Here is a 22,902-nt window from a genome sequence, read left to right as displayed (position 1 = left end):
AGTGAAGGACTTTGGCAAACGAAAAACAATACCCTATGACAGCTGAAGGTAAAAGAAAATTAGAAGAAGAATTAGTAAAATTAGAAACAGAAACACGTAAAGAAATTGTGGAACGTATTAAAATCGCTCGCGACTTCGGAGATCTTTCTGAAAACGCTGAGTATGATTCAGCTAAAGAAGAACAAGCCTTTTTAGAAGGTCGTATTTCCACGTTAAAATCAATGATTCGTAACGCAGTAATTATTTCTGAGGATGAAACAGACAACAGTGTTGTATCACTAGGGAAAACGGTTACATTCGTAGAAATTATTAATGGCAAACCATCAACGGATGAGGAATCGTATACGATTGTTGGTTCGGCTGAGGCAGATCCAATGGAATTCCGCATTTCTAATGAATCACCAATTGCTAAAGGCTTGCTAGGTCGTGCTGAAGGCGAAGAGGTTGTCGTACAAACACCTGGTGGCGAAATGAAAGTTAAAATTATTTCAATCAAATAATTTTGTACAAGCAGTTAGCTTATCTTTTTAAGGAGAGCTAGCTGCTTTTATCTTGATTCAATCAACGGACAAAATCTATTAGAAAATAAGCCGAAAAAGCTTTATTTTTGTTATGATTAAAAACATGGGCACAATTATTTTGCAAGTGCTGTTGAACTTGATAGAATATTTGCTAGAGAGGGGGAAACTTCATGAGTGAACGACAAACTAGAAGCAGTCGTCATTTGCAGCCATCTCGTAATAAAAAGCTAGATAAACTTTTGAATGTTTTAATTGGTATTGTCGTGATATTAATTATTATAACAGCAACATATGTGTTTAAATGGCAGGATGATGTCGCGAAAGACGAGCCAAGACAAGAGCAGAAGAAAGATAACGAGGATGTGAAGGAAGAGCCTTCTAAAGAGCAAAGTAATGATGTTACAGCTAAAGAGGAAAAACCTGCAAAGGAAAAGCCTACAGAAGAAAAACAAACGTCTGAACAGGATGCTATTAATGAAACTACTTCAGACAACCCAATTGTTGACAAGGTCATAACAAATAAAAATTGGCAACCTACACCTACAGCACAATCAGGTCAGCATGTGTCTTCTTACGATGATAAATCAATAGACTGGGCTGAAAAGGTAGCAACAGTTACAGCCGTTACAGGCATCGAAAAGGACAATATGATTATCTGGCGTATGGGGAATAACGGTAGCGCTAGTTCGGCTATTGCAACAGTGTCAACGAATGATAAGACAAAAATGTATCGCGTTAGCATGGAATGGGTCGACAATGAAGGTTGGTTACCAATAAAACTTGAGCAACTAAATACATTAAACGGTGCCTATTGACGAAAATAACTCTTTTGATTATTTTTAACTAGCGGGTGTCAAAACATCCTCTGAAATAGAGGAACTCTATCTAAGAACGCCACGTCCTGTGGCAATTTTTCTGTACGAAAGCGCACTTCACTTTTGCGCAAAAAACATTGTGTTGCTGTCGCTACGTTAGCACATTTGCCGCTGACGCTACGCTTTCGCGCAGAAAGACATCTGTTGGCCTAAAGCCTCCTGACGCGGGTTATGGCGAGGCATAAATGATTAGAAGAGTTGAATAAAGAAGGGAAGTAACATAGACATGAAAATCGCAGTAATCGGCGCAATGGAAGAGGAAGTAGAGCTTTTACGAGCAGCATTAGACAATGCAAAAAGCACAACAATCGCAGGCAGTGAATATACAACTGGAACTTATGAAGGGAAAGAGGTAGTTTTATTAAAAAGTGGTATTGGTAAAGTGAATGCTGCAATGTCAACTACCATTCTATTACATGAATTTAAGCCTGATGTAGTCATTAATACGGGCTCTGCCGGAGGTTATGACGAAACACTTGAAGTAGGAGCAGTTGTTATTTCAGATGAAGTCCGTCATCATGATGTAGATGTAACGATTTTCGGTTATGAAATTGGTCAGATGGCTGGTATGCCAGCAGCTTACAAATCAGATGAAAGACTTATGAAAGTGGCTGAAGAGGCAGTAAAGGCAGTTGGAGAGCACCAATATGGTATTGGTTTAATTTGCTCAGGAGATGCTTTTATGAATGATCCTGTTCGTGTAGAAGCTGTCCGTCAGCATTTCCCACAAATGAAGGCAGTTGAGATGGAAGCAGCAGCTGTTGCACAAGTTTGCTATCAATTTGGTACTCCGTTTGTTGTTATTCGTGCATTATCAGATATTGCTGGAAAAGAATCGAATATTAGCTTCGACGAGTTTTTACCAGTAGCTGCAAAGCATTCGACGCAAATTGTACTAAAAGCTATTGAAACGTTATAAAGTTAAACTTTAATCAGTGGGGGAGTTTTTTTATCCCCCGCTGATTATTAGTTTCACCAATCGCCCATTAATATAGGATTAAAGTACACAGAATGGTCAAAATGAGTGGTCTGTAGTGTGAGGAACATCACAGTTTAAAAGTCTTACTAATGCTAAACTGTTCTTACTTAAATCTCTTCATATTTGGATGGGAGGCATTCATGATGCTATTTTTAACAGCAGGTGTAGTCATTATAACGACGTTACTCGGTACACTTATTTCAGCAGAACTTTCAGAATCTGTAGAATTTCATTGAGGAAAAAGCTCTCTTGTGACATTTTAATGTCACAAGGGAGCTTTTTTATAGCTTCCTTCCCGCTGTTCCTAATAAAGCCCTACCCATTTCGATGAACGAGAATTCTTTCTTAGGGTTACGTGTGTAACAAAAAATACAAGAGTAATTTGGAATGGATTTATTGTAATTTTACAATTATCAATTTAAACTATATTACTCAATAGACTTTTGATCTCGTTTATATAATTGATAAAGTTTAATAAGCGCTCGCTTTTCAATGCGAGATACATAACTACGAGAAATATTTAAACGTGCAGCGATTTCTTTTTGCGTAAGGGCGTCATGTTGATTTAAACCATAGCGAAGGGTTACTATTTCGAGTTCACGATCGTCAAGCATATGCAAATAATGATATAGTTGTGCAACGTGTTCTTTATGTTCAATTTTTTCTGTTGCGCTCTCTTCATCACATTGTAAGAGATCCCGAATTTGCAGAGCATTACCATCTTTATCTGTACCGATTGGCTCGAATAAGGAAACATCTTTTTGCACTTTTTTCTGAGTACGCAGATGCATTAAAATTTCATTTTCGATACAGCGGGCAGCGTAAGTGGCAAGGCGTGTTTTTTTGTCAGGAGTGTAACTTTCTACGGCTTTCATAAGTCCTATAGTACCAATGGAAATATAATCGTCTAGTTGTTCATGTTTTGGGTGAAATTTTTTTACAACATGTGCAACGAGTCGCATATTGCGCTCAATTAAATCAAGACGCGCTTGCTCATCACCGCCTAAAAATCGTTCAATACAAGCAGCTTCCTCTTCTTTTGAAAAGGGTTTATGGAATGTTTGCCCCTTTAAATAACCAAGTAATGCCGGGATCTCAAGCCATAACTGCAACATAGATGTAAAAATTCCGCTCATTGAATGATTTCATCCTTTCCCCATTTTTCGACAGTATATGTAAAGAAACTGCGTTAAATGAAAAAAAGTGCAACAGCAAATGCGCTGTTACACTTTTTTTAACGTAAATGTACTAATCATTAGTAATGCTAGTATTGGAAATAGGAAAAGATAAAATGCTGGGTGGAACGTATTAGATGCAAAATACGTTAAAGTTAAGAGCGTACCTGCCGCTGTGATTGGTAACCCTGTGAAATAGCCGTTTGCTTCACTAATATTGAAGCGAGCTAATCTCATTGCACCACAGACGATATACAGTACTGTCATTGTCATGCCGACAAAACCAAAGTCAACTAAGACAACTTTGTACATTAATAATGCAGGTGCCACACCAAATGATATAATATCACTCATAGAGTCTAATTGTTTACCTAAATCAGACACTTGTCCGAGAGCTCTAGCTACCTTTCCATCATAGCGATCAAGAAGGGCTGCAATAAAGATAAACAAGACACTGTAGCTATAATATTCATGTAGTGTAGCCATTATGGCCGCGCCACCAAAGGACATATTGCTGATTGTAATAAAGTTTGCTGCTTGCGATTTCATTTTCTTAACCGTGGTATCCACCAACTTGTGATAAAAAAACAAGGGGGATCACTCCTTTGCACTTAAGATATTGTACCATTATACTTCGAATGCGAAAAAATTGACAGTCTAAATTAATCGATAGGGGTTTTGTTTTATGAAAGAAAAAATATATCAACGCTTGATTGAATTAACCAATGGCAAGCAGTCCTCCCATCTTTTGCAAACTATTGCAAAAGCAAAGTGGAGTAAACGTATTATCCCTAGTTATATGAAGGTATACGATATTAAGCTTGAAGAGGTTTCAAAAAACCGACAACAATTTTCAAGTTTACATGATTTTTTTACAAGAGAGCTATTAGAAGATGCACGTCCAATTGAACAAAATCCCACTACCTTTGTTAGTCCAGTGGATGCGAAAGTGGAATCATTTGGACGTATCGAATGGGATATGACGTTTCTTGTAAAGGGTAAGCCTTATGCATTACAAGATTTACTTGGCAATACAGAGCGTGCTGCGCAATATACAGATGGTCATTTTATCGTGTTTTACTTGAGTCCTGCAGATTATCACCGTATTCATAGCCCAATTGATGGGCAAGTACTAAGACAATATACGCTTGGTCAAAAATCCTATCCTGTTAATCAGCTCGGTCTTTCATACGGCAAAAAACCAATTTCACACAATTATCGTGCAGTAACGGAGCTGAAAGTGGCAAATGATCAACAGGTAGCGTTTATTAAAGTTGGGGCTACTTTTGTTAACTCAATCATACTCACTAATACCACAACACAATGGCGTAAGGGTGAAGAAGTTGGATATTTTTCATTCGGCTCAACAGTAGTCATGTTATTTGAAAAGGATGCAGTAGACTTTACGGATAATGTTGTGCAAGGAAGCCCAATTCGAATGGGTGAAGCCTTCGCAAATATGCTATAATGGTCGAATAATACGTTTAGATTAGGGGTCGCTATTTTGTATAATTTTTTATTACCAGATGAATTTGTAACGAGTATTTTTGAAATTACACCTGAAAAGCTTAAAGACTTAGGTATTAAAGGAATCATTACGGATTTAGATAATACGCTTGTGGAATGGGACCGTGCAGATGCAACGGAAGAGCTTATTATTTGGCTTCGTATTATGAAAGAATCAGGTATTCGTGTTATTATTGCGTCGAATAACAAAGAAGAGCGTGTAAAGCATTTTGCCGATCCACTAGGTATCCCGTATATTCATAAGGCTAGAAAGCCACTTCGTAACGCCTTTTATAGTGCAGTTATTCAATTAGGGCTACGACCACAGGAAGTAGTTATGGTAGGAGACCAACTATTAACGGATGTAATGGGCGCAAATCGCTTAGGCTTACACACGGTACTAGTAAAACCAGTTGCGCAATCAGATGGATTCGTAACAAAATTCAATCGATTCATTGAACGCCGTGTATTCAATGATTTAAAACGAAAAGGAATCATTACTTGGGAGGAAAAAGAATGAACGAAATGCCAAATTGTATTGGCTGTGGTACAACAATTCAAACAGAAGAGAAAACAGCAGTTGGGTATGCACCCCCATCATCATTAGAAAAAGACGTGGTCATTTGCCAACGTTGCTTCCGTTTGAAAAATTATAATGAAATTCAACCAGTGTCATTAACAGATGACGACTTTTTACGCATATTAAACGGTCTTGGAACACAGCAAGGCTTAATCGTGAAAATTGTTGATATTTTTGACTTCAATGGGAGCTGGTTACCAGGACTTCACCGTTTCGTTGGGAAAAATCCTGTGTTATTAATCGCGAATAAAGCTGATTTATTACCGAAATCTGTGAAACCGAAAAAAGTGATTAATTGGCTAAAACGTGAAGCAAAGGCTCTTGGTCTACAACCTGTCGATGTACTTTTAGTGAGTGCCCATAAAGGTAAAGGAATGGCTGAAGCAATGGAAGCCATTGATGAGTACCGTAATGGACAAAATGTTTACGTTGTAGGTTGTACAAATGTTGGGAAATCCACGTTCATTAATCGTATTATCAAGCAGGCTACAGGTGAAGGTGAGGTTATTACAACTTCTCACTTCCCAGGTACTACTTTAGATATGATTGAAATTCCATTAGATGATGGTAGTGCATTATATGACACACCAGGAATTATTAATCATCATCAGATGGCACACCATATTGACGCTAGCGAATTAAAATATATTATGCCTAAAAAAGAAATAAAGCCGAAAGTTTATCAGCAAAATGCTGGACAAACGCTATTTATTGGCGCACTTGCACGTTTTGATTTTATTCAAGGAGAGCGATCGGCATTTACGGTACATGTGGCAAATGACTTACCAATTCACCGTACAAAGCTTGAGAAGGCAGATACATTATATGCAGAGCATAAGGGTGAATTACTTGCACCTCCAACTGCCGAGTTTATTGAACAGCTACCGCCATTAGTGCGCCATGAGTTCTCCATCAAAGAAGCAAAAACAGACGTAGTATTCTCTGGTCTTGGATGGATTACTGTGCAGCATGCAAATGTAGTCGTAGCAGCTTATGCCCCAAAAGGTGTACAAGTTTCAATTCGCCCATCACTTATTTAGGATGTATTAGTAGAGAAGAGGGACGAGGAAATGAAGAAATGGTTTGCAGTTATTGGAGATCCGATTGAGCACTCAAAATCACCAGCAATGCATAATGCTTGGTTCGAGGAACTGTCGATAGATGCGACGTATATTCCGGTGCACGTATCTTCTGAAAATTTGGAGTCAGCAGTTGTTGGCTTGAAAACATTAGGTGCAAGTGGCTGGAACATTACAATCCCACATAAAACAGCGATCATTCCTTATTTAGATGAGCTAGATGAGTTGGCAGAAAAAATGGGAGCTGTCAATACGGTTGTCCGAACAAAAGAAGGAAAATTAAAAGGCTACAATACAGACGGTGTTGGTTTTGTTCGTTCACTAGAAGAAGCGGTTGGCAAGTTACATAAAAATAAGCCAGTCCTTCTTATCGGTGCGGGCGGTGCTGCTCGTGGTATTGCCTTTGCCATGCAGCAGCAAGGTTACACGAATTTAACGATTGCAAATCGCACAGTGGCAAATGCTCAAGCAATTGTCGATGAAATGGGGATAGGTAAAGCTATTTCTTTAACGAAGGCTGAGGAAACATTAGCTGATTTCGGCATTTTAGTGCAAATGACTTCAGCTGGACTAGCTACGGGCAATTTTTCAATGCCATTTTCACTGGAACGACTTACAAAAGGCGCAATTGTTGCCGATATTGTGTATAATCCATTAATGACGCCTTTTTTAATAGCGGCTGAAGAAAAAGGAGCAACCGTCGTTACGGGTCTTGGTATGTTCGTTCATCAAGGGGCTATTGCTTTTGAGCACTGGCTTGATGAATACCCAAATACAAATTCAATGATTGCGCAATTGAAGGCGCAATTAGGAGGATATTAATTTTTATGTTAACAGGTAAACAAAAACGTTTTTTACGTGCAGAAGCACATCATTTATCACCAATTTTCCAAGTAGGAAAAGGCGGCGTTAATGACGAAATGACAAAGCAAATTCGTGAAGCATTAGAAGTACGAGAGCTGATTAAGGTACGTATTTTAGATAACTGTGAGGAGGACAAGCATGAAGTGGCAGAAGCACTTGCAAAAGGTGCCCATGCAGAGCTAGTGCAATTAATTGGACTGACAGTTGTTTTATATAAAGAATCACGCAATCATAAAAAGATTGTATTACCAAAAGCAGCGAAATAAGGTGAGACGATGAAAAAGATCGGTTTACTGGGAGGCACATTTAATCCACCACATAATGGACATTTAATGATGGCTAATGAAGTACTTCATGCATTAGATTTAGATGAAGTTCGCTTTATGCCAAATGCGTTACCACCACACAAGTTTGCACGTCATGATGCGAGCGTCGTGGAGCGCCTTGAAATGGTAAAGCGTGCAATAAGTCCATATCCGCATTTTTCTGTGGAGTCGTATGAGGTAGAGAAGGGTGGCGTATCCTATTCATATAAGACACTTACTTCGATGTGTAGCAGAGAACCTAATGTGAAATTTTACTTTATCATTGGTGGCGATATGATTGATTCGCTTCATACATGGTACTGTATTGATGAATTAGTGAAGCTTGTACAATTTGTAGGAGTAAAGCGTCCAGGAACAGAGGCCATAACAGAGTACCCTATAGTAATGGTGGAAGCTCCCCAAATCGATTTATCGTCCACACTGATTCGTGAACGCCTTGCTACTGGAGGAACGGTTACTTTTTTACTGCCAGAAGCGGTAGAGACGTTCATAAGGGAGGAAGGTCTTTATGGAACGCGAACAGTACTTAACGGCGATTAAGCCACGTATGCCTGAGAAGCGCTATATTCATACCATTGGCGTAATGGAAACCGCCATTGAATTAGCAAAATTATATGGTGAGGACGAGAAAAAAGCTGAGACAGCAGCCATTCTTCATGATATTGCGAAATATGCAGATATTGGGTGGATGGAGCAAATCGTCCGTGATGAACAATTAGATGCTCGCCTAATTGGCTGGGGCAGTGAATTACTGCATGGGCCAGTTGGTGCTTGTATTGCGGAAAGTGAATTTGGCATTACGGATGAGGATATGTTAAATGCTATTCGTTTTCATACAACAGGGCGCGTTGGCATGAGTCGTTTAGAAAAAATAATTTTTGTTGCAGATATGATTGAACCAAATCGTAAATTTGATGGAGTTGATCGTCTGCGAAAAAAAGCAGTGAAAAATTTGGATAAAGCGATGAGCGCTTGTGTGCGTCATACATTGGCATTTTTAATTGACACAAAACAGCCAGTTTATCCATTATCTATAGAATGTTATAACGATATGATGAAAAGAGAGGACAGTGAAGGATGACTTCAACTTTATTACAAGCAGCTTACAAAGCAATTGACGACAAACACGGTGAGGATATTGTCGTTTTAAATATGCAAGGCATTTCACTTTTAGCGGATTACTTTATTATTGCCCATGGTAATTCTGATCGCCAAGTGCAAGCAATCGCACGTGAATTACAAGAGGTAGCAGTAAAAGAGGGGTTTGAAATTCGTCGTGTAGAAGGCTTCGATGGAGCTCGCTGGGTTCTAGTAGACCTTGGAGATGTTGTAGCGCATGTATTCCATAAAGATGAACGTGCTTACTATAACTTAGAGCGTCTATGGGGCGATGCACCGCAACTAGACATGCCAGAGGCTTAAGTGAGTAGTTACGAAAGATTTGCACACGTGTATGATGAGCTACAAACCGATATCCCATATAATCTTTATGTGGAATGGGTTATACAGCATGCACCGAGCAGTCAATTCTCAAATCTTTTAGACATCGGCTGTGGTACAGGTGTGCTTGGCCTACTGTTTGCACAGGCTGGTTACAAGGTGAGTGGAATTGATTTATCTGAAGATATGCTCTCGATTGCCGCAGAGCGCTTTGCTGATGCAGGATTACATGTGCCTCTCTATTGTATGTCGATGGATGAATTAGAAGGCTTTGAGGCGCTTGACGTTGTAACGATTGCTATTGATTCACTGAATTATGTAGTAGAGGAAAAAGCAGTTTACTCAACATTAGAACGTATTTTTGAAGCTTTACGTGATGGAGGCCAGCTGTTTTTTGACGTACATTCTTTGTATAAAATGAATGATATTTTTTTAGACGGACCGTTTACGTATGACGATGGCGATATTAGCTATGTATGGCATACGGAACCTGGCGATTTTGACCATTCCATTGTTCATCAAATGACGTTTTATGTGCGCGATGCTGAAAGTAATCTGTATGAACGCTTCGATGAAGAGCATGTCCAGCGCACATTCTCAATTGAGCAATATATGACATGGCTTCGTACGATTGGCTTTAGTCATGTAGAAGTAACAGCAGATTTTACAGATGAAGGTCCTGAATATGAAAGTGAACGCATTTTTATCCGTGCGGTGAAATAGAAGAACAGCTTGCTGGTAAACTGACCAGCGAGCTGTTTTTGTTTTGTGAACAAATTCGTTGCTAAGAAAACAGAATTGTACAGTATTGATTTTGAAGTGGTGAATAAAGCGGAAAAGAATGTTTAATAGCACAAATTATTTTCAGATAATTCGCATATATTTTTACAAAAAGGGGATATTGTAAACATATAAAATTGTGTTTTTTGTAAAAAAAGATATAGTATGGAGGTGAGAGGTGATGAAAATGAGTTTAGCAGTAATCCAAAAAACACAAGAATCAATTGACTTAGCATTTCAAACCAAAGACGCAGATCTATTAGAAAAAGAAACACAATTCCTTTTATACTCTCTTGGGGATTTTATCCCTGATACATTTTCAGAATCAGTTCGTTATATTCAATTAAGAGAAACAAAATTAAAGCCAGCTGAAAAACTCATGTCGGACACAATTAAACTGTTTTTTGATCAAGCATTAGAACTATTGGATGAAAAAAATCAGAAAAAAAATGAATTAGGTGCTGTTAAATTGGCATTTGAAAAACTGTTTTTAGAAACGACAGATTGTGGATATATAGATTATGATTATGATATAGCCGAGTTAGTCTCTACTGAGCAAGCAGCAGAATATTTAGGGGTTTCAAAGCCAACTATTTATAAGTATCTAAATAATGGTCTAGAGCATAAATTAATTAACAACGTTAAAAAAATTCCTAGAGTTGCACTTAAATTATGGTCAGACCCAGCTACATCGTTTGAAATGCAATGGATACACCAAGAGAAAAAACGTAGAACCCAAACACTGGAAGAAAAGTTGGAGGTTATCCAAGGTAGAATAACTGAATATGAAATTGAATATGGCGGAGAGTTTGAACATCTGTATGGAAATAAAAGTGATAGCCTAATTGACGGATTAGATGAAGCTGTAGACGTTTTTGATTGGAAGGGTTATATAGTGCAGAAAAATGCTTTGTTAAAGCAATTACAGGCTAATAAAGGTACTAATGCCTAAATTAACTGATTATGCAGCATTATTGACTCGCTTTAATTCAATCCTACGTCAACCTACAGATTTATTAATTGAAGACGATCCTATTAATCCAGACAATACAGTAATTAAAATTACATTCTACTTTGATAGCGGTTTTTATGGCGAAACCCAACTTAGGGTTCGTGAATGGTTTGATAAAAATGACAATAAAATACAATACCGCTATTCATGGGAAAAGAATAGAAAGAAACCTGGCCATATCAGTGCTTGAGAAAATGAGTATCATTTTGTTCCGCACCACATGCTACCAGAAGAGCTCAAAAGTGACCCACACCATCATCATCATGTACCAGGGGATAGAGCACAGTTGCAGGATAATTGGACAATAAGAGATTTAGAGAGCGTGTTAACCGTTGTGGAAGAGTTTATTCGTGAAAATAAACCATACGATAGTAAGATGTTGTAATCAGCGTTTTAAAAATAAAGAAAATGTTAAGAAGCGGTTCGTGTCTATGTATACAACCGCTTCTTTTAATAATGCTATAACCGAAAGAGCTACCAATAAGTTCTTTAATAAATATGCTGACTACATACAATTGAGATTGTCACGAGAGCGAACAGAAAACCGAAAAAAATATAGGAGCTGAAATTATGTGGCACTTAACAATGCAAGAGAAAAAAGCGTATGAAAATGCGATGAAACTATTTATTTATGAATCTGATGAGGAGTGGACAGATTACCTTTCCTATGCAAAGGAAAATGATATTGATCCATATAAGGAAAAAAAGCAGGAGTTAGACGAAATACGCGATAGTTTAATGAACTATTTACCACTGCGATTTCAACCATATGTTTTAGATGGTACGTTGAATACACCAGATGTTCCTAAACATATACGAGAAGATTTTTTAGGATGGAGAAATGAACAGGAGCAGCTATTTGAAAATATTCTCGATGCCACATATGAGGAAAAGCAGAAAACGTTAGCTTATATGGAACCGAAGGCGAGAGAGGTCTTTGAGCAAAGTCTTCATGATGCAACAATAGTTAGTATTCAACGTAATGCTACTCAAGTTGAATTAACATTTGATATGGCAGGGGGCTTTACTGCAAAATCAATCATTTATCTAAAGTTTAACAATATTATAAGTGAGTTAGGTCAAGTAGAACCAGCGCAGTTTTATATTTATGATGAGCTTAGAAAAACCGCGAATGGCATTGCACTTCGTGTTATTTTTGATTGCCCAGAGGTAGAATGGACGATTGAAGCAGAGGAGTTAGACGCTGAATTTTATTATCGCCCAAAAACATATAGTGATTTTGCTGAAAATGGTAATTTTTCTACATACGTTCAAACATTGCAGCTAGAGCATGGTTTAATCTTGATTACACCTCAATTAAAAAAACGAGTAATCGGGATTCAGCAACACGCACCGTTTTTAGTTTTAGAAAATAGCCATCTATATGAAAATGATCAAGGCGTTTTTGTAGATACAATACGTGTGGCAGACAAATTAGACGATTGTATTCATTTTTTACATACAGACATATATGAAGACCCATATGCGCATTTTAGTGAGCCAGTACCAGCACAGGACTTGGAGGAAGCGGCTCTCGGTAAAGATTTAGAGTTAAAGGTTCGTGCATGGAATACGATGTATGCTAATCCCGTACAGCTCGCGGAGAAGATTAATCAAATATTAATGCAGATGAATCCCGCTCAAGAGGATGATATGATGCAAAATGTATTTATTCGCCATTTTTACAATGAGGGAATTTTAACGACTGAGCTTCAAGCGAAATTTAAAGACATCTTAGAAGACTAAAGCTTGTAGAAAGTAATGTAGAAAAGTGCCACACTGTCCAATAGGCAGTGTGGCACTTTTCACATTATGACCATTCAGAAAGAGAGTTCTTCACCAAAATGTTTAAGGTAGTAACACATTGTGTTCCCCGCCTTACTAAAGTCTAGGGTCGACAGGATCACTTTCGAGTGCTAATGTGCCGAGTACACATTCATGAATACGGGCAGTCGATTCGCCTTTTACAAAACGTTCTATTCCTTCTAGTCCGAGTGCGAATTCACGCAATGCATGCTTCATTTTTTTACTTGGATTACGTTCCTTCAGTTTCGCTAAATTTGAAGGCTCTAAATAGTCCATACCATAAATAATTCGTAAATATTCACGACCACGTACTTTAATTGCGGGCTGAATAAGCTTGCCATTATATTTTGTGACAAATATTTCAGGTTTAATAACAATTCCTTCATGACCAGCAGCAGTCATTTCCTCCCACCAAGTAATGATCTCCTGTTCAGAAGCTTCATCCGTAATGACTTTAAACTCTGTTTCAATGAATAGCTTTGAATTTTTTGCATAAAGTCGATTCATTTCCATATGCCATATATGTGGTTTATGGAAAAACGTTTCCGAACTATGTGCTAATACATGGAAGGGTGCAATTTGAATAGCTGAAGCATCCTGGACATCCCAACAATAATTTTGGTAAACAGTTGAAAATCGTTGTGCATTTTCAAGTAACCCCTTATACTCCTGAAGCCATTCTGAAACATCGATTTGTACTGTGTCACGTAGTTTCTCCATAAGCTTTGTGCGGTCCATTAGAGCTTGCTCAGCTACATGTGCATACTGTTGATCGATTAGTTTTTGCGCTTTTAAGTTCCAAGGTAAAATTTCTGCATCGAGTAGTACGAAATTTGTATTAAACTGTTCGAAATAGTTTTTCTCTATTAATTCTGTATGAAGTTGTTGCAAAATTTGTTGTTCCGTCTCTTTATCGAAAAACCGTCTTCCTGCTCTAGTTGTAATAATACCAAGTGTTTCTATATCGACATATTCCTTTGCAATAAGCGCATCTTTAAACAGTAAGAGAACAGCGCGACTGCCCATATGTTTTTTCTCGGCAATCATTGTCTGGACACCATGCTTTTTATAATAGGCAAATGCCTCAGAAGGATGTTCTAACGTATCTGCTAATGCAGAAGTTTGTGGCGTTGGGCTCATCGTTGGTGGAATATAAACTAGCTGTTCTAACGGCAGTGCATAATGAGAAACACTGTCGATCGCTGCCTTTGCATGAGCACCGCCTATTTGTACATTGTTAAAGTAGGCAGTTTCCACTGTGAATCCTTCTAAAAATGCCCCGATATTTGGTGGGTCAAAACGTATAGCTTTTGCCTCAAGTAGAGGATTTCGTTCGATACCGGCATAGTTTTTATACGCCTTCACAAACTCAATTGTCTTTTCAGGGTAGCGAAAAGCAGTTAGCTGACCGCCAAAAACAACTCCTTGATCAATATTCAACGTATTATTTTGCTTTAACGGATGAATTTTAGGATCATGCCCCCAAACAATAAGCTGTGATGTTTGATGCTCTATAAACCAATCATTACGAATAGGTTTTCCAGATTTATCTTGACCCTGCACATCACCGTAACGACAGAAATCAGAAATTCTTGCCGATTGTTTGCCTATATAACGGTCACGGATACCTGCGTGTGTAACAACAGCGGAAGAAATGCCATTATTCACTAACACATAGTGAGAGGGAGCAGCAAGTAAACATTTCGCGAGACGAGCTTTTAAGGCCTTTGTTTGCTCCGCTCCGTAATCTTTTTCATAAGCGTTAAATTCAGCTTCAACTAGCTCATCCCCATGATGTAATGTTACTTTGCGTCCATCTAACCAACGAGCGATTTTCCAGCCATGATTACTATCAGTCATATAGGCAAGCCCACGCTCTATATGGCGATCAAAAAAGTCCATCGTTGCGATCGATTTTGGTCCACGGCTCATAATATCACCAACTGAAACAAAGCGACGACCTTGTGGATGAATATAGTAACCTTCCTCATTTTCTTCGTAGCCTAGCTTACCAAGTAATTCTTTAAATTCATCAAAACATGCATGAATATCACCAATAATATCAAGCCCAGCCTCTACATTTAACAGTAGTGGCGACTTTTGTCTTGATAATGTTAGTCCGTCCGTCTCTGTCACAAAATAAGTTTTAGTAAACGACTCTTTTTTAATAAATCGTTTTTCTGCTTTTAATAAGCGTGCCTGCTGTTTAATACGTTTACTTCCTCTTGGGTCTTGGCGCAAAGTATCTCGATGTATCAATTCTTCAAGTGGAATGTCCAAGACAATTGCACTTACTGGAACATGTAGTTTTTTTCCTAGCAAGATGTATTTTTGACGTTCCTCTGATTGTAAATGTGTAGCATCAACAAAGGTACATTTATTTAATGAGCTTCTAGCCTCTAATACGCGTTCCATAACAGCAAAGGCTTGTGCTGAAATAGCGAAATATTCATCATATAATAAATCTGCTTCTTCCTTTGAATGATGTTGAAAATCGATATAATCCGTATCTGAAACAAGTGTCCGATAAGTATCAGAGCTAATAATTTCAGAAGGAGAAAGCATACCTGTATTAACCCATTGTTGTAAAAGAGTAGATTTTCCACTATTGGATGGACCAATTAGCAGAACAATCCCTGCATGTGGAATCTTGATGTTCATACATTCTCCTCCTTTTTCGTATAGATGCACATTTGGGTAGGTTGTCCGTAACTATCATGTTGATTGCCGATGCCAGTAAATGAAAGCTCATATTGTTCATTACGATTCATCGCATGACACCACTCTTGAAATTGTTTGCGTGTCCATTCAAATCGGTGATCATCATGACGCATTTCATCTAATTCGTAAACAGCATTGTATTCAGCATTTGGCGTTGTCACAATTAATGTTTGAGGACTATATTGTGTTAAAAGCAACGCCATTATTTTAGGTAATCGTTCCTCATTAATATGTTCAATGACTTCGCATAAAACGATGACGTCTTTATGTTGTAATCGTGCATCGTAATAAAATAGCGAGCCCCATGTAGGTTTTGGGGTTACAAATGCATCCTCTAAGCCTTCAAAACGCTTGATTGCTTTTTTCATTGCAGCTTCACTTGGTTCAACCGCAAGCAACTCGTCAATTCCTTTAACGTAGGCAAGTAAACTAGAAAGCTTTCCTTCGCCAGAACCAAAGTCAACGATTGATGATTTTCGAGGTAGATTTTTAATAGTTTCAACAATTTTTTCGTAGCGTAATGTATTGAGTGACCGCGTTACATTTTATGGTGTTGTGTTACCATCATATAAATGGGAGAAGCGTAGAGCTTTTTTATAAATAAATTCTTTCATTGGATGTGTATCTAACCAGCCTTCTCCGTAACGTTTAAGCTTATCCACTTCCAACTCATTGATAAAGTAGTGCTTATAATCATCTAAAACGGGGATGAGTACAAAGAGATGTTGTAGTGCTTGTTGTAGCGTAATGTCCGCAGATAATGTGAGAAAACGCGCACGATGGTTGTTATTCAAAGCCTCGATGTTGACAGTGTAGCCAAGAGGCTGAAACAATTCATTTATCTCTTCATTTGTCATAGCTGAAGCGATTGGACCGAATTCAAATTCAAATGAAAATGCTTGAGTTACCCATTCCATATATTGTTCTTTTGGTTTGCCATTTAACTTATTTCAGCGGATGTTCAAACATCCGCTGAAATAAGTTAAGCCTCCGGCGGATATCACGGAATCGGAAAGGAGTTCTTTGTGCAAGCACAAAGCCGAATCCGGACACAATTATGCCGAGGCATAATTGATTGAAGTACCTAAAGCAGAACGGATCATGGATAAAAAAATACTACTAGCGGCGAATTCGCGGTCATTAATATAATGTGTAATATCAAGCGCGTTGTCATTTTGAACAAGTGCGAGTGCATTTGGCGTAACAAATATTGTCACAGCAAGGTTTGTTTCAGAAAGCTCATGATAGACAAGTCGAACTAAATGATCTTTTACACGCCGTTCATATAAATTATTCGGATTTTTTGATAGTAAGTAGGAGATAGCTTTCACATTTTCTCCCTTTGCCTGTATTGTTAGCTGCATATTCTTCCTCCATTCTGTACGCAAAGGCATAATGTGTTTTCTTATTATGGCTCATCACCAAAAGTTGTGGATGACATTTGTTTAGAAGTATACCTTGTATCTAAGTTGATCTTCGTTCCGACTGGGGATCATCGGACGACCCCAGTCGGAACGGAAATCAACGCCACATTACGGTGACGGACTATTATTCAAAGCATAACATAATTTTACATCATCATGTCAGTATCATAATAAGCAAAGGTCAAGGATGCCTTCGTTTTTGTCTTAATAGATAATATATCTTTTCAACGCATGAATGATATTGTAAGATGAAAGAGACTCCATATGATTACCTTTTGCAAAGGAAAGGATGTTATAGATGATCCAATCTTTTTGGCAAAAGTATAAAAAAAGTATGTTATTCCCTGGCATACTTGTAATCGGTGGACTTTGTTACTTCTTTTTTTCGAGTTCTGACTCTTCACCTCCCCAAGAAGAGCTCATCGAAACAATCCAACCTATGAAACAACATGAAATAGAAGAGCCTGTGGATGAAGCGGTCATACAGCAGGTATTTGTTGATATAAAGGGCGCTGTTATGTATCCAGGCGTTTATGAGCTACAGCCCGACCAACGAATTATAGATGTCGTACAGCTTGCAGGGGGGTATACCCAGGATGCTGATACGCAACTCATTAATCATGCCCAAAAAGTTCAGGATGAGATGGTTATTTATATTCCTGTAAAAGGGGAAAAGCTAGACGAAATAACCTCAAATATCCTGACGATGCCTACTAGCGGAACATCACAAGGCGATAACGGTATGAAAGATCAAAAGGTTAATTTAAATAAAGCAGATGAAGCAACACTTACGACATTGACAGGTATTGGTCCATCAAAGGCTCAAAGTATTATCTCCTATCGTGAGGAGAATGGTGACTTTAAAACCATTGAGGATTTAAAAAAAGTGAGTGGTATTGGCGAAAAAACGTTTGAGAAGTTAAAGGATTTCATTACAGTTAAGTAACGGCAGTAAGATTTGAGATATTGACGATTCTTTTCAAAACGGGCTACACTATAGAGCATAGTGACTGATACAGTCGGATGTCACGGATTTTCAAAGGAATGAATTGTACAGACACAATTCAAAATCCGGACGCAATTACGCTAAGGCGAAATTGATTAATAATGTATGTAAAATTTTGGAGGTAGTCATATGGAGCGAATTACTTGGGATCAATTTTTCATGGCGCAAAGCCATTTACTCGCATTACGTAGCACATGTACAAGACTGGCAGTAGGAGCAACCGTCGTTCGAGATAAGCGAATTATTGCAGGTGGCTATAACGGTTCAATTACAGGTGACGAACATTGTATTGAAGAAGGTTGCTATGTTGTTGATAATCATTGTGTGCGTACAGTGCATGCTGAGATGAATGCACTTCTACAATGTGCTAAATATGGTACGCCCACAAAAGGTGCAGACTTATATGTGACACATTTCCCGTGTCTACCATGTACGAAATCTATTATTCAAGCAGGTATTGAACGCGTCTATTACGCTACTGATTATAAAAATAACCCTTATGCACAGGAATTATTTGAAAAAGCAGGTGTAGAAGTTGTTCACGTTCCATTTGATGAACGTAAAATCGACTTTTTAAGCGACGAAAAATTAGCCTTGTACATAGACATGCTAAACGAGCTTCGTGAGAGTGGTATGCCTGCAGAAAAATTGCTCCCATATGAACAGAAGGTGAGTGCATTATTTGGCAAAAAGCTCTAAAACATAAATGGGTTTACGTAGCGCTAGCTGTACTTGTAGCTTCAATAGCGGCACACAAGTCAGCTTGGCTACTAGCTATTCTTCTCCTTTTCGCGTTATGGCTTAAGATGAAAGGGGAAACCCGTTTAATTTCAGCTCTTGTTATAGTCATTGGATTTCTTTCCTATTTCTTCATTGTTACATTTCAACTGACGGAAACTTCCCCTCTACCGTCAACATTCCAAATAACTTGGTCGAGTGAATATAAAATAAATGGTCAAAAACTCAGAGGCTTTGTAAAAACTGAAACAGGTGAGAAGTTGTATATCGTGTATACATTCTCCTCAGAACAAGAGAAAAGCTTTTATGAAAATACGTCATTAACAGGCAGGACTTACCTTGTTCAAGGAGAACTTATAGCACCTTCTCCGCCTGCACATGCGTATGCATTTTCTATGGAAAAATATTTAATAAGTAAAGGTGCTAGTGGAATATTTGAAGTTTCAAGCTGGACCTTTAAAGAAGAGAAAAAATCCATTCGTTCGTTTCTTGCTAAACAGAGACACTTTATGAAAAAACATATTGAAACTACATTTCCCAAGTCATTAGTTGCAGAGGCACAAGCACTGCTAATAGGATTACAGGATCAAGTCGATCATGAGCTTCAACGAGCCTATCAAAAGCTTGGCATCACACATCTATTTGCCATTTCTGGTCTGCATGTGGCACTCGTCTCATGGTTGTTTTTTGAAGGTCTTCTACGTGTAGGCATACGAAAAGAAATAGCGACTTTAGTTCTGCTCATCATTTTACCTATATACGGGGTGATAGCGGGTGGTGCTCCTTCCGTATGGCGCGCAGTATCTGTCGTTGAATTAATCATGCTGGTGCGCTACGCTAGGTGGCGAATATCTATTGATGATGCTCTAGCCATTAGCTTTATATGCTTTGTGCTACTTGAACCAGGTGTCATTTATCAGATTGGCTTTCAATTGTCATATTTAGCAACGGCTAGTCTCGTCTATTCGGGTGTCATTTTTAAGCAGTCTACGAATTGGCTAATCCGCTCATTTTTCATTACATTTGTTTGTCAGCTTCTTGTTTATCCATTATTACTTCATCATTTTTATGAAATTTCTATTTCTTCATTTTTAGCAAATATTATTTTCGTACCATTGTTTTCCTTTGTTATTTTACCTATGAATATTGTATTGTTTGTTGTAACGATTATTTCGATGCCGGTAGCAAAAGTTTTATTTATTGGGTACGAGCCGCTCCGTGTTTGGTTAACGAAGTTTATTTTATATATTCAGGAATTGCCGTTTCAGCTGTGGTCGCCAGGAAAACCTGCTATTTGGCTTATTTGCGTGGCATTAATCAGTGTGTTAGTAGGCTTCTATTTTTTAGAAAAAAAGCATTATGGTAAATTTGCAGTTGTGATTTTCATTCCTGCATTATGTATTCATTTATTGCCGATGCTTTTTAATGAAACGAAACTTACGTTTTTAAACGTTGGTCAAGGTGATTGTATAGTTATTGAATTACCGTTTAGAAGAGCTGTATATGTTATTGATTCAGGAGGCTTACTGCGCATGGAGCAGGACCTATGGAAGGCTTCAGATAGCTTATATGAGGTTGGGAGACAGGTTGTTGTACCGTTTTTAAAAGGAAAAGGGATACGAAACATTGATATCTTTATCGTCACTCATGCTCATGCGGATCATATGGAGGGGGCTGAGGAGGTTTTGCAAGAGATTAATATGCATGAAATTCACCTCACTCCTGGTTCAATGGATAAGCCTATGATGCGAGATTTACTGCTGGAAGCCAAAAAGCACAAGGTTCCCGTGAAAGAAAAGATGGATGGAACAACTTGGCGCATAGGAAATACTAGCTTTCAATATTTATGGCCCCGTGACACCCATTATGAGGGGAATGATGATTCAATTGTTTTGTATTTGCAACAGGGATCATTTCGAGCATTGTTAACGGGTGACTTAGAGGAGCATGGTGAACGGCAGCTTATTAATCTTTACAACACGCAATTAGCGGGCATGACGTTGTTGAAGGCTGGACATCATGGTAGTAAAACATCTAGTATTGAGCCATTTGTAGAGCTGTTACAGCCTGAATTAACCATTTTTAGCGCTGGACTCAATAATCGCTATCGTCATCCACATGATGAAGTAGTAGAGCGTTTTACAAGTCGAAATTTATCTACTTTAACAACCGGAATAGATGGGACGATTGAAGTACGAATTCGGGGAAATAGTTGGTCCGTGAAAAAGGAAAAAGACCTTGTCCAATGAGCAAGGTCTTTTCCTACGTAAATAAAGTTCAATTATCTAGATACGAATTCTACTATGATTGCGACGAAAAACATAACTGTGAAAGCTCCAAATGATACACCGAAACCAACACCAGAATCGATTGCATCGTTACGGCGACATTGTATGTTTTTTCCTTCAAATGGATTCATTGTTATCCCTCCAATTCTGTTATTTATTATAAGACATCAATTTCATAAAAGCTATAAAGAAACGGAGAATTTGCCATATGGCATGGAATCGACACAATTCGGTCAAAGTCACAAAGGAATAGAAATCATGTATACTAGTAGTATTGCTACATGGAGGGAAAATTATGATTTCAACGGTTTGGAATAATATTAAAAAAGGACAGCTTTCACCAGTTTATTTACTTGTTGGTGAAGAAAGCTATTTTATAGACGAAACAGTTAAACGGTTAAAAGAAGCAGTAGGGCCCGAAGAAGAGATCGAGATGTCAACATTTGATTTGGAAGAAATGCCAGTGGATGTCGTGATAGATGAAGCAGATACAATTCCATTTTTCTCTGAGCGCAAGTTAATAATTGCCAAAAATGCATCCTTTTTAAAGGCAACTGAAAAAGGAAAAGAAAAAATTGACCATGATGTAAAGCGCTTAGAAACATGGCTAGCTAACCCTTCCGATTTTTCAGTCACAGTTTTTATCGCACCTTATGAGAAATTGGATGAACGAAAAAAAGTGACTAAAATGATGAAGGAGCATGCTTTTTTAGTTCAAGCTGAAACACCAAAGGAGCAGGACTTAGCTGTGTGGATTCAAAGTAGAGTCAAAGCAGAAGGGAACAGCATAACACAAAATGCGATTGAGCAGCTTGTCGCAATGGTAGGACCGAACATGCTACAGTTGCAAATGGAAATTGAGAAGCTAACTTTGTATTTAGGAGATAGTGGTGAAATTACTGCTACGTTAGTCGAGGATTTAGTGGCAAAAACGTTAGAGCAGGATGCCTTTAAAATGTTAAATGCATATTTTGCCAATGACTCAGTAGGGGCATTGTCTATTTATCATGATTTACTACGTCAAAAGCAAGAACCCATCATGCTTGTTGGATTACTTGCATCAAATGTACGTACGATGTCCAATGTATTTTACTTATTAAAAAAAGGCTATCACCCACAGCAAATTGCAAAAAATTTAAAAATACATCCTTATCGTGTCAAACTTATGGTTGAGCAGCGTAATCGTCCGTCAGAGGAAAGTTTATTGAAAGCATTATATCAGTTAGCAGAGGTCGATTTACAGCTGAAAACAGCGGGGGGTAATCGTGAGCGTTATTTAGAACTCTTTTTACTGCGCCAACTTTAAGCTACAGCGATTGTTTAGAGAGAAAACACATATCAGCGAGCTGTCCTAAGCAATATGGGCAGCTCTTTATTTTCATACAGCAAATGTTTTTGAGCGAAAGTAAGCGTCAAAGACAATTTCGGCTTAGATGTAATTAATTATCTATAAAAATTAAAAAGATCAGTTACTCTGAATAGAGTATACTGATCTTTATAACAATTACGCTTTTTTAGCAAGGCGAGACTTCTTACGAGCCGCCGCGTTTTTGTGGATAAGTCCTTTTGAAGCTGCTTTATCTAAAGATTTGTAAGCTGCTTGTAAAAGTTCTTGTGCGTTCTCAGCATTAGCAGCAACAGCGTTTTCAGCTTTTTTCACTGTAGTACGCATTGCAGATTTAGCTTGAGTGTTAGCAGCGTTAGCTTTAGCGTTAACTTTTACGCGTTTAATCGCAGATTTAATGTTTGGCATATCTTTCACCTCCTAAATTAGGTACGAGA

Annotated in this window: 26 protein-coding genes and 1 pseudogene; 20 read left to right on the top strand and 7 right to left on the bottom strand. The window is 38.1% G+C overall.

What is annotated here, in order from left to right; translation table 11 throughout:
* Nucleotides 1-11: 11 nt before the first annotated feature.
* The 3 genes from greA to mtnN all read left to right on the top strand — a co-directional run bounded on the left by greA (nucleotide 12) and on the right by mtnN (nucleotide 2,315).
* The gene (greA, locus tag QRN68_RS02700) at nucleotides 12-500 is read left to right on the top strand and encodes a transcription elongation factor GreA (RefSeq protein ID WP_068983694.1); all 489 of its coding nucleotides are present in this window, start codon (nucleotides 12-14) and stop codon (nucleotides 498-500) included.
* 191 nt (nucleotides 501-691) lie between these two features.
* A complete protein-coding gene (locus tag QRN68_RS02695) occupies nucleotides 692-1,336 on the top strand; it encodes a YrrS family protein (RefSeq protein WP_285395132.1) in 645 nt (214 codons plus the stop codon).
* A gap of 286 nt (nucleotides 1,337-1,622) precedes the next feature.
* The gene (gene mtnN / locus QRN68_RS02690; RefSeq protein WP_285395131.1) at nucleotides 1,623-2,315 is read left to right on the top strand and encodes a 5'-methylthioadenosine/S-adenosylhomocysteine nucleosidase; all 693 of its coding nucleotides are present in this window, start codon (nucleotides 1,623-1,625) and stop codon (nucleotides 2,313-2,315) included.
* Nucleotides 2,316-2,803: 488 nt separating this feature from the next.
* Here the strand turns inward: mtnN and sigK are convergent, their stop codons facing one another.
* Both sigK and pssA read right to left on the bottom strand, forming a co-directional pair.
* Nucleotides 2,804-3,511, bottom strand: a complete 708-nt coding sequence (gene sigK, locus QRN68_RS02685; protein ID WP_285395130.1) for an RNA polymerase sporulation sigma factor SigK — start codon at nucleotides 3,509-3,511, stop codon at nucleotides 2,804-2,806.
* Nucleotides 3,512-3,598: 87 nt separating this feature from the next.
* Nucleotides 3,599-4,099: a CDP-diacylglycerol--serine O-phosphatidyltransferase gene (pssA, locus tag QRN68_RS02680; protein ID WP_285395129.1), complete on the bottom strand. Its 501-nt coding sequence runs from the start codon at nucleotides 4,097-4,099 to the stop codon at nucleotides 3,599-3,601.
* Between the two features lie 136 nt (nucleotides 4,100-4,235).
* On the opposite strand from pssA, the gene QRN68_RS02675 reads away from it, so the two are divergent.
* The 13 genes from QRN68_RS02675 (at nucleotide 4,236) to QRN68_RS02615 (ending at nucleotide 12,883) form a co-directional block, all read left to right on the top strand.
* Nucleotides 4,236-5,018 carry a phosphatidylserine decarboxylase gene (locus QRN68_RS02675; RefSeq protein ID WP_285395128.1) on the top strand — a complete coding sequence of 261 codons (783 nt, stop codon included), beginning with the start codon at nucleotides 4,236-4,238 and terminating at the stop codon, nucleotides 5,016-5,018.
* 36 nt (nucleotides 5,019-5,054) lie between these two features.
* Nucleotides 5,055-5,576 (top strand): YqeG family HAD IIIA-type phosphatase, encoded by a 522-nt coding sequence (locus tag QRN68_RS02670; RefSeq protein WP_285395127.1) that lies wholly within the window; start codon nucleotides 5,055-5,057, stop codon nucleotides 5,574-5,576.
* The gene (gene yqeH, locus QRN68_RS02665; RefSeq protein ID WP_285395126.1) at nucleotides 5,573-6,676 is read left to right on the top strand and encodes a ribosome biogenesis GTPase YqeH; all 1,104 of its coding nucleotides are present in this window, start codon (nucleotides 5,573-5,575) and stop codon (nucleotides 6,674-6,676) included. Before QRN68_RS02670 ends, yqeH begins: the two co-directional genes overlap by 4 nt.
* Nucleotides 6,677-6,706: 30 nt before the next feature.
* Nucleotides 6,707-7,537 carry a shikimate dehydrogenase gene (aroE, locus tag QRN68_RS02660; protein WP_285395125.1) on the top strand — a complete coding sequence of 277 codons (831 nt, stop codon included), beginning with the start codon at nucleotides 6,707-6,709 and terminating at the stop codon, nucleotides 7,535-7,537.
* 5 nt (nucleotides 7,538-7,542) lie between these two features.
* A complete protein-coding gene (gene yhbY / locus QRN68_RS02655; RefSeq protein WP_285395124.1) occupies nucleotides 7,543-7,845 on the top strand; it encodes a ribosome assembly RNA-binding protein YhbY in 303 nt (100 codons plus the stop codon).
* A gap of 9 nt (nucleotides 7,846-7,854) precedes the next feature.
* Nucleotides 7,855-8,445 carry a nicotinate-nucleotide adenylyltransferase gene (locus tag QRN68_RS02650; protein WP_285395122.1) on the top strand — a complete coding sequence of 197 codons (591 nt, stop codon included), beginning with the start codon at nucleotides 7,855-7,857 and terminating at the stop codon, nucleotides 8,443-8,445.
* Nucleotides 8,414-8,986: a bis(5'-nucleosyl)-tetraphosphatase (symmetrical) YqeK gene (gene yqeK, locus QRN68_RS02645; RefSeq protein WP_285395121.1), complete on the top strand. Its 573-nt coding sequence runs from the start codon at nucleotides 8,414-8,416 to the stop codon at nucleotides 8,984-8,986. Before QRN68_RS02650 ends, yqeK begins: the two co-directional genes overlap by 32 nt.
* A complete protein-coding gene (rsfS, locus tag QRN68_RS02640) occupies nucleotides 8,983-9,327 on the top strand; it encodes a ribosome silencing factor (RefSeq protein ID WP_285395120.1) in 345 nt (114 codons plus the stop codon). The genes yqeK and rsfS overlap by 4 nt, the downstream gene beginning before the upstream one ends.
* Nucleotides 9,328-10,068: a class I SAM-dependent DNA methyltransferase gene (locus QRN68_RS02635; RefSeq protein WP_285395119.1), complete on the top strand. Its 741-nt coding sequence runs from the start codon at nucleotides 9,328-9,330 to the stop codon at nucleotides 10,066-10,068. It abuts the gene before it with no gap.
* Nucleotides 10,069-10,306: 238 nt separating this feature from the next.
* Nucleotides 10,307-11,077 (top strand): helix-turn-helix domain-containing protein, encoded by a 771-nt coding sequence (locus tag QRN68_RS02630; RefSeq protein ID WP_285395118.1) that lies wholly within the window; start codon nucleotides 10,307-10,309, stop codon nucleotides 11,075-11,077.
* On the top strand, nucleotides 11,070-11,327 hold the full coding sequence (locus QRN68_RS02625) for a hypothetical protein (RefSeq protein WP_285395117.1): 258 nt from the start codon (nucleotides 11,070-11,072) through the stop codon (nucleotides 11,325-11,327). The genes QRN68_RS02630 and QRN68_RS02625 overlap by 8 nt, the downstream gene beginning before the upstream one ends.
* Before the next feature lie 30 nt (nucleotides 11,328-11,357).
* Entirely contained in the window at nucleotides 11,358-11,522 is a 165-nt protein-coding gene (locus QRN68_RS02620; RefSeq protein WP_285395116.1) for a hypothetical protein, read from the top strand.
* A gap of 185 nt (nucleotides 11,523-11,707) precedes the next feature.
* On the top strand, nucleotides 11,708-12,883 hold the full coding sequence (locus tag QRN68_RS02615) for a DUF4085 family protein (protein ID WP_285395115.1): 1,176 nt from the start codon (nucleotides 11,708-11,710) through the stop codon (nucleotides 12,881-12,883).
* A gap of 135 nt (nucleotides 12,884-13,018) precedes the next feature.
* Here QRN68_RS02615 and QRN68_RS02610 read toward each other — a convergent pair whose 3' ends face one another.
* The 3 genes and pseudogenes from QRN68_RS02610 to QRN68_RS02600 all read right to left on the bottom strand — a co-directional run bounded on the left by QRN68_RS02610 (nucleotide 13,019) and on the right by QRN68_RS02600 (nucleotide 17,028).
* Entirely contained in the window at nucleotides 13,019-15,604 is a 2,586-nt protein-coding gene (locus tag QRN68_RS02610) for a polynucleotide kinase-phosphatase (protein ID WP_285395114.1), read from the bottom strand.
* Nucleotides 15,601-16,158 (bottom strand): methyltransferase domain-containing protein, encoded by a 558-nt coding sequence (locus QRN68_RS02605; RefSeq protein WP_350224336.1) that lies wholly within the window; start codon nucleotides 16,156-16,158, stop codon nucleotides 15,601-15,603. The genes QRN68_RS02610 and QRN68_RS02605 overlap by 4 nt, the downstream gene beginning before the upstream one ends.
* Nucleotides 16,159-16,209: 51 nt before the next feature.
* Nucleotides 16,210-17,028: pseudogene (locus QRN68_RS02600) on the bottom strand (hypothetical protein).
* A gap of 358 nt (nucleotides 17,029-17,386) precedes the next feature.
* On the opposite strand from QRN68_RS02600, the gene QRN68_RS02595 reads away from it, so the two are divergent.
* From QRN68_RS02595 to QRN68_RS02585, 3 genes are all read left to right on the top strand, one after another.
* Nucleotides 17,387-18,034: a helix-hairpin-helix domain-containing protein gene (locus tag QRN68_RS02595; protein WP_285395113.1), complete on the top strand. Its 648-nt coding sequence runs from the start codon at nucleotides 17,387-17,389 to the stop codon at nucleotides 18,032-18,034.
* Between the two features lie 189 nt (nucleotides 18,035-18,223).
* A complete protein-coding gene (locus QRN68_RS02590) occupies nucleotides 18,224-18,793 on the top strand; it encodes a ComE operon protein 2 (RefSeq protein ID WP_285395112.1) in 570 nt (189 codons plus the stop codon).
* Nucleotides 18,794-18,900: 107 nt separating this feature from the next.
* A complete protein-coding gene (locus QRN68_RS02585) occupies nucleotides 18,901-21,081 on the top strand; it encodes a DNA internalization-related competence protein ComEC/Rec2 (protein ID WP_285395111.1) in 2,181 nt (726 codons plus the stop codon).
* A 32-nt stretch (nucleotides 21,082-21,113) separates the two neighbouring features.
* Here the strand turns inward: QRN68_RS02585 and QRN68_RS02580 are convergent, their stop codons facing one another.
* Nucleotides 21,114-21,251: a YqzM family protein gene (locus QRN68_RS02580; RefSeq protein WP_285395110.1), complete on the bottom strand. Its 138-nt coding sequence runs from the start codon at nucleotides 21,249-21,251 to the stop codon at nucleotides 21,114-21,116.
* Between the two features lie 164 nt (nucleotides 21,252-21,415).
* On the opposite strand from QRN68_RS02580, the gene holA reads away from it, so the two are divergent.
* Nucleotides 21,416-22,426: a DNA polymerase III subunit delta gene (gene holA / locus QRN68_RS02575; RefSeq protein WP_285395109.1), complete on the top strand. Its 1,011-nt coding sequence runs from the start codon at nucleotides 21,416-21,418 to the stop codon at nucleotides 22,424-22,426.
* 198 nt (nucleotides 22,427-22,624) lie between these two features.
* Here holA and rpsT read toward each other — a convergent pair whose 3' ends face one another.
* Complete coding sequence (gene rpsT, locus QRN68_RS02570; RefSeq protein ID WP_285395108.1) at nucleotides 22,625-22,873, bottom strand: 30S ribosomal protein S20; 249 nt, start codon at nucleotides 22,871-22,873, stop codon at nucleotides 22,625-22,627.
* Nucleotides 22,874-22,902 lie beyond the last annotated feature (29 nt).

The sequence above is a fragment of the Lysinibacillus sp. fls2-241-R2A-57 genome, from assembly GCF_030209535.1.
Taxonomy (GTDB): domain Bacteria; phylum Bacillota; class Bacilli; order Bacillales_A; family Planococcaceae; genus Lysinibacillus.
Note: the sequence above shows the minus strand (reverse complement) of the source record. Positions and strands in the feature narration are given on the sequence as shown.

Excerpts from the sequence above, each read along its gene's own strand:
- QRN68_RS02695 (WP_285395132.1), top strand. The coding sequence starts at position 692 with ATGAGTGAACGACAAACTAGAAGCAGTCGTCATTTGCAGCCATCTCGT.
- mtnN (WP_285395131.1), top strand. The coding sequence starts at position 1,623 with ATGAAAATCGCAGTAATCGGCGCAATGGAAGAGGAAGTAGAGCTTTTA.
- sigK (WP_285395130.1), bottom strand. The coding sequence starts at position 3,511 with ATGAGCGGAATTTTTACATCTATGTTGCAGTTATGGCTTGAGATCCCG.
- pssA (WP_285395129.1), bottom strand. The coding sequence starts at position 4,099 with ATGAAATCGCAAGCAGCAAACTTTATTACAATCAGCAATATGTCCTTT.
- QRN68_RS02675 (WP_285395128.1), top strand. The coding sequence starts at position 4,236 with ATGAAAGAAAAAATATATCAACGCTTGATTGAATTAACCAATGGCAAG.
- yqeH (WP_285395126.1), top strand. The coding sequence starts at position 5,573 with ATGAACGAAATGCCAAATTGTATTGGCTGTGGTACAACAATTCAAACA.
- aroE (WP_285395125.1), top strand. The coding sequence starts at position 6,707 with ATGAAGAAATGGTTTGCAGTTATTGGAGATCCGATTGAGCACTCAAAA.
- yhbY (WP_285395124.1), top strand. The coding sequence starts at position 7,543 with ATGTTAACAGGTAAACAAAAACGTTTTTTACGTGCAGAAGCACATCAT.
- QRN68_RS02650 (WP_285395122.1), top strand. The coding sequence starts at position 7,855 with ATGAAAAAGATCGGTTTACTGGGAGGCACATTTAATCCACCACATAAT.
- yqeK (WP_285395121.1), top strand. The coding sequence starts at position 8,414 with ATGGAACGCGAACAGTACTTAACGGCGATTAAGCCACGTATGCCTGAG.
- rsfS (WP_285395120.1), top strand. The coding sequence starts at position 8,983 with ATGACTTCAACTTTATTACAAGCAGCTTACAAAGCAATTGACGACAAA.
- QRN68_RS02630 (WP_285395118.1), top strand. The coding sequence starts at position 10,307 with ATGAAAATGAGTTTAGCAGTAATCCAAAAAACACAAGAATCAATTGAC.
- QRN68_RS02625 (WP_285395117.1), top strand. The coding sequence starts at position 11,070 with ATGCCTAAATTAACTGATTATGCAGCATTATTGACTCGCTTTAATTCA.
- QRN68_RS02620 (WP_285395116.1), top strand. The coding sequence starts at position 11,358 with ATGCTACCAGAAGAGCTCAAAAGTGACCCACACCATCATCATCATGTA.
- QRN68_RS02615 (WP_285395115.1), top strand. The coding sequence starts at position 11,708 with ATGTGGCACTTAACAATGCAAGAGAAAAAAGCGTATGAAAATGCGATG.
- QRN68_RS02610 (WP_285395114.1), bottom strand. The coding sequence starts at position 15,604 with ATGAACATCAAGATTCCACATGCAGGGATTGTTCTGCTAATTGGTCCA.
- QRN68_RS02595 (WP_285395113.1), top strand. The coding sequence starts at position 17,387 with ATGATCCAATCTTTTTGGCAAAAGTATAAAAAAAGTATGTTATTCCCT.
- QRN68_RS02590 (WP_285395112.1), top strand. The coding sequence starts at position 18,224 with ATGGAGCGAATTACTTGGGATCAATTTTTCATGGCGCAAAGCCATTTA.
- QRN68_RS02585 (WP_285395111.1), top strand. The coding sequence starts at position 18,901 with ATGAAAGGGGAAACCCGTTTAATTTCAGCTCTTGTTATAGTCATTGGA.
- QRN68_RS02580 (WP_285395110.1), bottom strand. The coding sequence starts at position 21,251 with ATGAATCCATTTGAAGGAAAAAACATACAATGTCGCCGTAACGATGCA.
- holA (WP_285395109.1), top strand. The coding sequence starts at position 21,416 with ATGATTTCAACGGTTTGGAATAATATTAAAAAAGGACAGCTTTCACCA.
- rpsT (WP_285395108.1), bottom strand. The coding sequence starts at position 22,873 with ATGCCAAACATTAAATCTGCGATTAAACGCGTAAAAGTTAACGCTAAA.